An 11,338-nucleotide genomic window follows, 5' to 3' on the forward strand; every position below is an offset into this window, starting at 1 on the left:
CGCATGCCGCAACATTCGAAGAACCCCGAGTCCACCGACCCGGACCTCGCCACCCAGGCCGCGGTCCGGGAACCCGAGGACGAGGCCACGCAGGCAGCAGTTCGGGAAGAGCTGGACGAGGCCACGCAAGCAGCAGTTCGGGAAGAACTGGACGAGGGGCCGGCCACCCAGGCGGCGCCGACGTCCCGGCCGTCGGGTGCGTCCGGCACCGGTCGCTCGACGCGGTCACCGCGCACCCGGTCCGGGCAGCGCCTGCGTCTCGGCGGCGGACTCGTCGAGGTGCCCGTCGTCAAGACACTCGACCCGGCGTCGGCGGTGATGACCGACCCGAAGGTCCCCGAGGGCAAGCGCTTCTGCTGGAAGTGCAACAAGCCGGTCGGCCGCAGCGGCCCCACGTCCGAGGCCTCCGAGTTCGGTCTGTGCCCCTCGTGCGGAGCGACTTTCGACTTCCGGCCGCTCCTCGATCCGAACGAACTGATCGGCGGCCAGTACGAGGTGCAGGGCTGCATCGCGCACGGCGGCCTCGGCTGGATCTACCTGGCCATCGACCGCAACGTCAGCGACAGGTGGGTGGTTCTCAAGGGGCTGTTGCACTTCGGCGACGCCGAGGCGCAGGCGGTGGCGGTGGCCGAACGCCAGTTCCTCGCCGAGGTGGCGCACCCGAGCATCGTGAAGATCTTCAACTTCGTGGAGCATCCCCGGTCGGACGGAACCCCGATGGGCTACATCGTCATGGAGTACGTGGGCGGTCATTCGCTGCGCGACGTCCTGTCGACGCACATCAGGCCCGAGCGCATGCCGGTCGAGCAGGCCATCGCGTACGTGCTCGAAATCCTTCCCGCACTGACATATCTACACTCCACCGGTCTGGTGTACAACGACCTCAAACCCGACAACGTGATGGTCACCGAGGACGCCCTGAAGCTGATCGACCTCGGCGCCGTCGCCGGCATCGAGGACTACGGGTACCTGTACGGCACGCCCGGGTATCAGGCGCCGGAGATCGTCAAGACCGGCCCGACCGTGGCCTCCGACATCTACACGGTGGGGCGCACACTCGCAGTGCTGACGCTCGACATGCCGTCCGACAAGGGCCGGTACCTCGACGGGATCCCCTCCCCCGAGCAGGCGCCGCTCCTGACAGAATACGAGTTCTTCCACCGACTCCTGTTGCGCGCCACCGACCCCGATCCGAGCAGGCGGTTCGCGTCCGCCGAGGAGATGGCCGGTCAGCTCACCGCCGTACTCCGCGAGGTGCTCGCGCAGCAGACCGGCGAGGAGCATCCCGGACTGTCGACCGTGTTCAGCAAGCAACGAACGACTTTCGGCACGAACGAGGCCGTCGAGCAGACGGACGTGTACGTCGACGGCGTCGAACGGGACAGGAATCTCGACCCGCTGTCGGTGGCGCAGGCCCTGGCGGTGCCGCTGATCGACCCGGCCGACCCCAACGCCCAGCTCCTGGCCGCCGCGGTGCACAGCGAACCGCAGCAGACCCTCGATTCCATTCGGCACGCCCGCGAGAGCGGTATCGAGCGGGTCGTCGGCGACCTGGACGTGTCGTTCTCCCGGGAACTGACCCTCGCCGAGATCAAGGCGCACCTCGACCTCGGGGACGCCGCCACCGCGACCACACTCCTCCGCGACCTGGAGGCGGAGATGGGCGGGAACTGGCGCGTCGACTGGTACGCCGGACTCGCGACGCTGATCGACGGCGAGTACGAGACGGCATTCCCCCGGTTCGAGTCCGTGCTGCAGGCGATGCCCGGTGAAACGGCTCCCAAACTTGCCCTCGCGGCCACCGCCGAACTGATTCTGCAGCACTGCGAAAGCTCCGATTCCCACCGGTGGCGGACCTTCGCCGAGAAGTACTACCGGACGGTGTGGCGCACCGATCACAGCCTGGTGAGCGCAGCATTCGGGCTGGCCCGCCAACTCACCGAACGCGGAGATCTGCCCGGCGCCATCGCCGCGCTCGATCAGGTTCCCGCGACGTCCCGGCACTTCACCATGGCCCAGATGACGAGTGTGCTGATGCTGCTGTCCGGCAGGCCGATCGAGGAGATCGACGAGGCGGCGCTGCGGGAGGCGGCGCTCCGCGTCACCGCGCTCGCACCCGAGGAGAGCCGGGCGCTGCAGATGCGCACACTCGTGCTGGGCACGGCGCTGGACTGGATGCGTGCCGGTCACACGTCGGCAACGGAACTCGAGCAGATCCTGGGGGTGCCGTTCACCGAACGGGGACTACGCAAGGGCGCCGAGGCCGGTCTGCGGGCGCTGGCCCGCAACGCCCCCGAGCGCACCCACCGGTACACGCTGGTGGACCTCGCCAACGCCATCAGGCCCAGGAGCCTGCTGTAACACTCAGACCCCGACCAGCTCCACCGCGGCGCGGGCAATCGCGAACTCCTCGTTGGTCGGCACGACCAGCACCTGGACGTCGGACTCGTCCGCCGAGATGCGGCGGGCGTCCCGGGAATCCGCGCGGTTGCGGTCGTCGTCGACGACGATGCCGAGGCGGCCCAGCCCCGCCAGGCTGTCGCGGCGGACGTCGACGTTGTTCTCGCCGACTCCCCCGGTGAACGTGATGACGTCCACGCCGCCCAGTTCCACCAGGTAGGCGCCGATGTACTTGCGGAGCCGGTGCACGTACACGTCGTAGGCCAGCGCCGCGTCCTCGTCGCCCTCGCCGACGAGTGCCAGCAGCGCCCGGAAGTCGTTGACCCCGGACAGGCCCTTGAGTCCGGAGTGCCGGTTCAGCAGGTCGTCGATCTGATCGACACCCATGCCGCTGCGGTGCAGGTGCAGGATCACCCCGGGGTCGACGTCGCCGGACCGCGTGCCCATGACGAGACCCTCGAGCGGAGTCAGGCCCATGGACGTGTCGACGGCCAGTCCCCCGCGGATCGCGGACGCCGACGCGCCGTTCCCGAGGTGCAGCACTATCTGATTCAGCTCCGACAGGCCCCGGCCGAGGAACTCGGCCGCCCGCCCCGACACGTACTGATGCGAGGTGCCGTGGAAGCCGTACCGCCGGATGGCGTGCTCCTGCGCGACCGTCCGGTCGATCGCATACGTCGACGCCTCCGCAGGCAGCGTGTGGAAGAACGCGGTGTCGAACACGGCGACGTGCGGGATGTCCGGCAACTCCTCGCGCGCCACCTCGATCCCGATCACGTTCGCCGGATTGTGCAGCGGCGCAAGCGCCGACAGGTCCGAGATGGACTGCACCACCGCGTCGTCGATGATCGTCGGCTCGTAGAACACGTCGCCGCCGTGGACGATGCGGTGCCCGACCGCGACGATCCCCGCCTCCCGCAGCGGACGCCCCACCTCGGCGACGATGTCCGACACCATCTTCAGCCCCGCCCGGTGGTCGGCGATGTGGACGTGGCGCTCCGCCAACCCGGTGCGGTGGTGATAGACGATGCGCCCCTCGGGTTCCCCGATCCTCTCGATGAGACCGGACGCCGAGGACTTCCCGGTGTCCGGGTGGACCAGCTGGAACTTGATCGACGACGAACCGGAATTGACCACCAGGACGGAACCTTCGCTGCCTTCGCTCACTGCTCTGCTCCCTGCGCCTGGATCGCCGTGATCGCCACGGTGTTCACGATGTCCTCGACCAACGCCCCTCGCGACAGGTCGTTGACGGGTTTGTTGAGACCCTGCAGCACCGGCCCGACCGCGATCGCTCCGGCACTGCGCTGCACCGCCTTGTACGTGTTGTTGCCGGTGTTGAGGTCGGGGAAGATGAAGACCGTCGCCTTGCCCGCCACCTCCGAACCGGGCATCTTCTTGTCGGCCACGCTCTGCTCGATGGCGGCATCGTACTGAATGGGGCCTTCCACCAACAGGTCCGGCCTACGCTCCCGCACCAGTTTGGTCGCGGAGCGCACCTTGTCGACATCCGCGCCGCTGCCCGAGTCGCCCGTCGAATACGACAGCATCGCGATGCGCGGATCGATGCCGAACTGGGACGACGTCTGCGCCGACGAGATCGCGATGTCGGCCAGCTGCTCGGCCGTGGGGTCGGGCACCACCGCGCAGTCACCGTACGCGAGCACCCGGTCGGACAGGCACATCAGGAACACGCTCGACACGGTGGACACACCCGGTTGCGTCTTGATGATCTCGAACGACGGCCGGATGGTGTGCGCCGTGGTGTGCGCGGCACCGGAGACCATGCCGTCCGCGATTCCCAAGTGCACCATCATGGTTCCGAAATACGAGATGTCGGTCATCACCTCGCGGGCGCGGTCCACACTCATGCCCTTGTGGGCGCGGAGCCGCGCGTACTCCTCCGCGAACGGACCGGCATGTTCGGACGTCCGCGGGTCGAGGACCTGCGCTTCCGCGAGGTCGACACCGAGTTCCGCCGCGCGGCGACGCACCTGCACCTCGTCGCCGAGAATGGTCAACTGCGCCACCTGCCGTTGCAGCAGCCTCCCCGCCGCCCGCAGGATGCGGTCGTCGGCGCCCTCCGGGAGCACGACGTGCTTGCGGTCCCGGCGGGCGCGGTCGATCAGCTGGTACTCGAACATCTGCGGAGTCACCACCGACGGGATGGGCAGCTTCAACCGCTCCAGCAGCGTCGGCGCGTCCACCCGGAGTTCCATGACACTCAGGGCGGTGTCGATCTTGCGTTGCGAGCCGACCGCCACCCGGCCACGGGTCTGAGCGGCCGCACTGGCCGTGTCGAACGTGCCCAGATCGGTGGTGAGGATCGGCAACCGCGGCCTGAGGCCGGCCATCAGCTTCGCGATCGCCGGGTGCGGCACCAGCCCACCGTTCATGATGATGCCCGCCAGCGACGGGAACCCCTCGGCCTCATGCGCATTCACCATCGCCAGCAGCACGTCGGACCGGTCGGCCGGGGCAATCACCACCGTGCCCTCCGTCAGCCGCTCGAGAATGTGCTCGGCCGTCATTCCCCCGACCAGCACCCGCAGCGCCTCCCGGTGCAGCAACTCGGGGTCGCCGCTGAACAGGCTGCCGTCGATCGACTCGAGAAGTTCGGCCATGGTCGGTGCGACCAGCAGCGGGATCTCGGGCAGGCTCCACGCGGGCACACCGGTGGACGCCAACGCGTCGGTCACGGCGTCGAGTTCGTCGGGGTTGCATCGATTGGCGACCACGGCCAGCAGGTGCGCGTGGTGACCGGTCAGTTCACCGATGGCAAGTTGGGCGAGCTGCGCGACCTCCTCGGGGGTGCGCCGGACTCCCTTCACTGCGAGCAACACCGGTGCGCCCAGGTTCACGGCGATCCTGGCGTTGTAGCCGAGCTCGCTCGGGCTGGCCACGTCGGTGTAATCGCTGCCGATCACCACGACAGCATCGCACTGCGCCGCCACCTGGTGGTACCGGGCGACGATCTCGCTGAGCGCGCCCTCCGGGTCTGCGTGGACATGCTCGTACGTGACCCCCAGCGACTCCTCGTACCCGAGGTCGGCCGTCGTGTGCTCGAGGAGCAATTCGAGGATGTAATCGGTCTCCTCCGTCGACCGGGCGATGGGGCGGAAGACACCCACCCTCGCCGCCGACGCACACAGCATCTGCAGGACACCCAGCGCGATGGTGGACTTTCCGGTGTCCCCCTCCGGTGAGGCGATGAAGATACTCGAGGGCTGAGGACGTGCGGGTGGATTCACAGGCGAAGGTGTCGCGGGCGCAGCCATGGCCATAGCGTATCCGGACACCGCCGCTGGGTGATTGACACCGCTCCGTCCCGACGGTCAGATGGCGTATGGCCGAATCACCCTTCCCCGACGTCCGATGGGGCAGCGAGACCAGTTTCCTCCGCGAACCCGCCGCTACGTTTGCCGCCACCCGACCCGGATCGTGGGTGATCCGGAACCTCGCCGGAGTGGATCGCCTGCTCCTGCAGAAGAGCAGGGGACGCTTCACGATCCTCGGCCCGATCGCCGCACCGGTGGTCCTGCTGACCACCACGGGTCGGAAATCGGGCGCGCCGCGGACGAGCCCACTCCTGTACTACCGCGAAGGACAGCAGATCTTCGTCGTGGGCAGCAACTTCGGGCAGGATCACCACCCGGCGTGGTCGGCGAACCTCCTCGCCCAGCCGAACGCGAAGGTCACCATCGGCGGGAAGGACATCCCCGTCACCGCAACCCTGCTCGCGGAACCGGAGCGGACGCGGATCTATCGCGAATTCGACGAGATGGTGCGCGTCTACGGCGTCTACGAGCACCGAACGAACCGCACGATGCGGGTGTTCGCACTCACCGCCGCGTGAGACGTTCCGCGCGGCCGCGCCCCGGTTCGAACTCATGACGCTCGCAGATGCGCGATGAGGATCGCTTCGATCTCCGACCGTCGTGCCGCGGACGGGAGGCGCGGGGCCGCGGACCGGTAATGGTGCCCCGTCGGAGTGCCGAGGTCGAAGAGATGCGTTCGGCCATGCCTACCGACGGGGCGCGCGGTCCAGCCGTCGCCCTCCTTCGCGTAATTGCAGGCCGCACACAACCCGGCCCCATTATCTGCCGTGGTGGCACCCTTCTTGCGGCGCGAGAGAATGTGATCATGATGGCGGATCGGCGCATCACACCACGGCGTCCGGCACGTCCGGTCCCGGAGATCGATCAACTTCCGCAAGCTTTTCGGGAACGTCCGCGCCTGCGATTCCATCGCCGTCAACGACCCCGACACCGGGCACGAGTAAATCAACCGCAACGTGGTTTCGGTCTCCCCCTCAAGGGCGTCCGCCACCAGTTTCCGGGCGATCCCCGCCGGCACCGGCCCGAACCCCACCAGGTCCGCCGCCTCGCTCTCACCCGCCAGCAGTGTTTCGTCGGAGATCACCAGGTTCACCGCCACCGGCACCCCCGAGGTCACCGATGCCCCGGTGCCGCGGTCGAACAACAGATCCGCCATCACCTGATTCCGAGTGCGGCCACCGCTGTTCCCGGTGGCGATGAGACTGTCCGCGTCGCGCCCCAATGTGGCATGTAGGCAGACGGCCTGTTCCATCGGCAGCAGCACACTCAGATACGCCATCGAATCCGGCGCCGGCCGTGTCGTGACCCGCCGCTCCGAGACCGCCTTGCGGTACCGGGCCACGACCGCGGCCGCATCCAGTTCCACCGCCAGGGCCTTCGCCTTCGCGACCAGGCCGCGGTCCCCGACCCCGTCGAGAATGTCCGGGTCCGAACACAACCGGCGATCCACCACCGCACGATCCGCCGCCGACAGACCGGCTGTTTCCCCCACCAGGAGGGTGGCACGCCACTCGTTCAACCGACCGGACCGCAACAACGCCAACGTGTGCGGCATCTCGTGCACCACCGCCCGAGCGAACCCCAGATGCCGGCCGCCGCGGTTCGGGGACTCCCTGCGCGCCAACGCGATCTGTGAGGCGATACCGCGGTCCCACTCCGCCCGCGGCAACCCCCGAACCTTGCGGTCCTCCCGCATGCAGGTGGCGACATCGTCGGTGACCACCGCCTGCACCGCACACCCCACCGACTTCAGCGCCTCCACCGCGTCGAGCCACTCGATGCCCAACCCCGCCTCACCACACGGCCCGACACACCGCAACCGCGCCGTGAACGCCCGCAACTCCTCCAGATCCGGTGCAACCACATCCCCCACGACCAGCCCTCCCCCGAGGTTGTTCGAAACTTTGTTCGACTCTAGCAATCACCCATAACTCATGGCAATAGCCGAATCCGCCGTAAACCGCGTGCAGCGCAGCGCCACACGGCGCTATACAGGAGGTCGCGCACGCCTGCGCCAAGGAATGGAGAAGCAGTTGCCCACGAGTGCCGCACCGGATCCGATGACACTGCACCCCGTTTCGGGTCAGCCCAGGGTAGTCCTGCTCAAACCCCTGATCGACAACCCGCTGATCGAGGTCGGGGAGTACAGCTATTACGACGATCCCGAGTTCGCGGACGAGTTCGAGACGCGAAATGTCCTGCACCACTACGGTCCGGATCGATTGATCATCGGAATGTTCTGCGCGTTCGCGACGGGGACGACGTTCATCATGAACGGCGCGAACCATCGGATGAGCGGCGTCTCGACCTTCCCCTTTCCGATCATGGGAGGCGCGTGGGCCGAGCATGCCGATCTGCTCGCGGATCTACCGTCCCGCGGCGACACGGTCGTCGGCAACGACGTGTGGATCGGGGGCAACGCGACGATCATGCCCGGCGTGCGCATCGGGCACGGCGCGATCGTGTCGACCGGTTCGGTGGTGACGCGATCGGTGCCGGACTATGCCGTCGTGGGCGGGAATCCGGCCGTCCACATCAAGGACCGCTATTCGGAATCCGAGATCGCCGCGCTGGTGCGCATCGCGTGGTGGGACTGGCCGATCTCCGTCATCACCGAACAGGTGCGAACGATCGCCGCAGGTACTGTCGAGCAACTTCAGGAGATCGCCGACGGACTCGGCTGAATCAGCCGCACGCAGCTTTGGGCGACTCGGTGTCGAGGTCGAGTTCGCCGTCGTCGGCGAAGACGAGGCGTCCGTCGTCGAGGGCGACGGCCCAGCGGTGCACGGGCGCCCAATCGCGCCCGAGGAGTCCCTCGGACTGGGACAGGTCCGCGAAATCCTCGATCACGACGCCCGGCGCGGGAGCGTCGGCGTCGCGGCGGACGCGAACGCGAGCACCGACGACGACATCGGCACTGTGGGGCTGTGCGGCACTCTTCTGATCAGACATGGGTTCATTCCACTTTCTGCCGGGTGGTGCCAGGCAAGGGATCATCCGGGCCCGCTGCCGAGAACTCACTACAGACGATCGGCAAATTTTGAGCAAGCCCCGAGTCGGAGTTGTGGGGATCATCACCGAGGCCTTGACTCCCGAAGAACCACGCGACAGTTGTCCATCATTTGTACACAAGAGCCATTGACGTCAAGAGAACCCTCCGCCATGATTAGATGTAACTGCTGGTTACACTGACATGGAGGGATCTCATGGCACGCTCGACGCTCGCTATCCGCAATCCGAAGATCACGGATCGCCAGGACACCGGCGCCCGGCTTCTCCAGTCCTCCGCACGCATGTCGTACGACCCGACGGTCGAGGTGGACTGGGACGCGCCCGTCCCCGACGACCTGTACGGCCTCACTCCCGAGTGGTCCTCGCTGTACGGCACGCCGATGTGGGACGAGATGACGTTCGCGCAGCAGATCACGCTGACGAAGCACGAGGTGTCGTCGATCATGGGCACCGGAATCTGGTTCGAGATGATTCTCCAGCAGATGGTCATCCGGGACATGTACGCCAAGGACGCCTCACAGGCGCATTTCCAGTTCGCGCTGACGGAGGTGGCCGACGAATGCAGGCACTCCGTGATGTTCGCGCGCACCGCCGAGAAGTTCGGATGCCCCTCCTACGTTCCGCGCAAGTCGGTGGTCACGCTGGGGCGCGGATTCAAGGCGCTCGCGTCGGGGGAGGTCGCGTACGCCGGCATTCTCGTCGCCGAGGAGATCCTCGACGTGATGCAGCGCGACTGGATGAAGGACACCCGCGTCCAGCCGATCGTCCGCGTCACCAGCAAGATTCACGTGGTCGAAGAGGCCCGGCACATGCGCTTCGCCCGGGAGGAGACCCTGCGACGGGCCGAGGGCATGAGCAGGGTGCACCGCGCGGCGAGCCGCGCCTGCATCGCGATCGCGTCGAACCTGATCGTCTCCAGCATGATCAACCCGGCCGTCTACGCGGCAGCCGGCCTCGACACCGAACGCGCGGTGCGCGAGGCGAAGAAAAACCGGTTCCGGGCCGAGAAGATCCGGGAGAGTTCGCAGCCGCTCATGCGGTTCCTGGACGAGGCCGATCTGCTGGGCGGTCCTTCCCGGCGGCTCTACAAGCGCGTGAACATGCTCTGAGGCCCTTCGGGCCCGTGAGTGGCTAACGAGTCCCTGCGCTCGTCAACCACGCACGGGCGGCGGAGCCGCCTACCCCCGCAGCCGGGGCGCGAGATCGCGCTCGAAGAGTTCCAGGAACCGCTTCTGATCGTGCCCGGGGGCGTGGAACACGAGGTGGTTCAACCCGGCGTCGAGGTACGGGCGGATCTGCGCCACCGCCTCGTCCGGATCCGACGCCACGATCCACCGCTTCGCCACCTGCTCGATCGGCAACGCATCCGCCGCCTTCTCCATCTCGATCGGATCCTCGATCGAATGCTTCTGCTCCGGCGTCAACGACAACGGCGCCCAGAACCGCGTGTTCTCGAGCGCCAACTCCGGATCCGTGTCGTACGAAATCTTGATCTCGATCATCTTGTCGATCTCCGCGACATCCCGCTCCGCCTTGGCCGCCCCCTCCGCGACCGCAGGCATCAACTTCTCCGTGTACAACTCCATGCCCTTGCCCGACGTGCAGATGAACCCGTCACCACTGCGACCGGCGTACCGGGCCACCACCGGACCACCCGCGGCGATGTACACCGGGATCCCGCCCTCGGGCACGTCGTAGATCGACGCCCCCTTGGTGTTGAAGTAGTCGCCCTCGAAATCGACCCGGTCACCGAGCCAGAGTTCCCGCATCAGCCGGACCGCTTCCCGCAGGCGCGCGAACCGCTCCTTGAATTCCGGCCACTCCCCGGCAAAACCGGTCGCGATCTCGTTGAGCGCCTCGCCGGTACCGACACCGAGCATGATCCGCCCCGGATACAGACAACCCATCGTGGCGAACGCCTGCGCCACCACCGCCGGGTTGTACCGGAACGTCGGCGTCATCACCGACGTCCCCAACTGCAGCCGCTCCGTCCGCTCCCCCACCGCCGTCATCCACGCCAGCGAGAACGGCGCATGACCACCCTCGTGCCGCCACGGCTGAAAATGATCCGACACCGTCGCCGAATCCATCCCGTGCCGCTCCGCCAGCACACCCAGCTCCACCAACTCCCGCGGACCGAACTGTTCCGCGGACGCCTTGTAACCGAGCTTGAGTTCGTGGGCCACCGTGTACTCCTTCGTCTTCACGTCCGGTTCGCGAGATGCAAACCTCTTCTGCAGGTTAGAGCGCGGCCACCAGGCTGGCGAGCGCCGCTCCCAGTGCCACCACCGTCAGGGTCACCGCGAACAACCACAACTCGTGGGGCGGCGGCATCGGTGCGCCGTCGCGCAGCGCCCTCTCGACCTGCGACCACCGCCGCATCCCGACGAGGGCCGCGGCGGCGGCGAGGCCGATCAGGATCAGTCCTAGGGTCGTCCGCACCCATCCGGTGCTGAATTCGGGGACCAGGTGGATCATCGCGATGCCACCGGCCAGGAGTGCGAGTGAACTCCGCATCCAGGCGAGGAACGTCCGCTCGCTTGCGAGCGTGAAACGTTCGTCGGGCCGGTCGTTGTCGGTCACCGAAT

The 11,338-nt window shown here is 67.4% G+C and carries 10 protein-coding genes; 4 read left to right on the forward strand and 6 right to left on the reverse strand.

Annotated elements, in window-relative coordinates; translation table 11 throughout:
* The first annotated feature begins 3 nt into the window (after positions 1-3).
* Positions 4-2,361, forward strand: coding sequence for a serine/threonine-protein kinase (locus JWS14_RS11465; RefSeq protein WP_206013169.1), 2,358 nt, complete (start codon positions 4-6; stop codon positions 2,359-2,361).
* Positions 2,362-2,364: 3 nt separating this feature from the next.
* Here the strand turns inward: JWS14_RS11465 and JWS14_RS11470 are convergent, their stop codons facing one another.
* On the reverse strand, positions 2,365-3,567 hold the full coding sequence (locus tag JWS14_RS11470) for an acetate kinase (protein WP_095862463.1): 1,203 nt from the start codon (positions 3,565-3,567) through the stop codon (positions 2,365-2,367).
* Positions 3,564-5,684 (reverse strand): phosphate acetyltransferase, encoded by a 2,121-nt coding sequence (gene pta / locus JWS14_RS11475; protein ID WP_095862462.1) that lies wholly within the window; start codon positions 5,682-5,684, stop codon positions 3,564-3,566. The genes JWS14_RS11470 and pta overlap by 4 nt, the downstream gene beginning before the upstream one ends.
* Positions 5,685-5,746: 62 nt before the next feature.
* Here pta and JWS14_RS11480 point away from each other — a divergent pair, with 62 nt between their 5' ends.
* Positions 5,747-6,256 carry a nitroreductase/quinone reductase family protein gene (locus tag JWS14_RS11480; protein ID WP_072948516.1) on the forward strand — a complete coding sequence of 170 codons (510 nt, stop codon included), beginning with the start codon at positions 5,747-5,749 and terminating at the stop codon, positions 6,254-6,256.
* Between the two features lie 32 nt (positions 6,257-6,288).
* Here JWS14_RS11480 and JWS14_RS11485 read toward each other — a convergent pair whose 3' ends face one another.
* Positions 6,289-7,611, reverse strand: a complete 1,323-nt coding sequence (locus JWS14_RS11485) for an HNH endonuclease (protein ID WP_206013171.1) — start codon at positions 7,609-7,611, stop codon at positions 6,289-6,291.
* A 148-nt stretch (positions 7,612-7,759) separates the two neighbouring features.
* Between JWS14_RS11485 and JWS14_RS11490 the strand changes: the two genes are divergently transcribed.
* Positions 7,760-8,422, forward strand: a complete 663-nt coding sequence (locus JWS14_RS11490; RefSeq protein WP_206015975.1) for a CatB-related O-acetyltransferase — start codon at positions 7,760-7,762, stop codon at positions 8,420-8,422.
* Between the two features lies 1 nt (position 8,423).
* Here the strand turns inward: JWS14_RS11490 and JWS14_RS11495 are convergent, their stop codons facing one another.
* Positions 8,424-8,690: a hypothetical protein gene (locus JWS14_RS11495; RefSeq protein WP_012689119.1), complete on the reverse strand. Its 267-nt coding sequence runs from the start codon at positions 8,688-8,690 to the stop codon at positions 8,424-8,426.
* 254 nt (positions 8,691-8,944) lie between these two features.
* Between JWS14_RS11495 and JWS14_RS11500 the strand changes: the two genes are divergently transcribed.
* A complete protein-coding gene (locus tag JWS14_RS11500; protein ID WP_072948521.1) occupies positions 8,945-9,859 on the forward strand; it encodes an AurF N-oxygenase family protein in 915 nt (304 codons plus the stop codon).
* A gap of 69 nt (positions 9,860-9,928) precedes the next feature.
* On the opposite strand, the gene fgd is transcribed toward JWS14_RS11500, so the two are convergent.
* Together fgd and JWS14_RS11510 are read right to left on the reverse strand one after the other, a co-directional pair.
* Positions 9,929-10,936 carry a glucose-6-phosphate dehydrogenase (coenzyme-F420) gene (gene fgd, locus JWS14_RS11505; protein WP_206013173.1) on the reverse strand — a complete coding sequence of 336 codons (1,008 nt, stop codon included), beginning with the start codon at positions 10,934-10,936 and terminating at the stop codon, positions 9,929-9,931.
* 55 nt (positions 10,937-10,991) lie between these two features.
* The gene (locus JWS14_RS11510) at positions 10,992-11,333 is read right to left on the reverse strand and encodes a YidH family protein (RefSeq protein ID WP_072948522.1); all 342 of its coding nucleotides are present in this window, start codon (positions 11,331-11,333) and stop codon (positions 10,992-10,994) included.
* Between the last annotated feature and the right edge of the window lie 5 nt (positions 11,334-11,338).

This window comes from Rhodococcus koreensis (assembly GCF_017068375.1).
Taxonomy (GTDB): Bacteria; Actinomycetota; Actinomycetes; order Mycobacteriales; family Mycobacteriaceae; genus Rhodococcus_F; species Rhodococcus_F koreensis.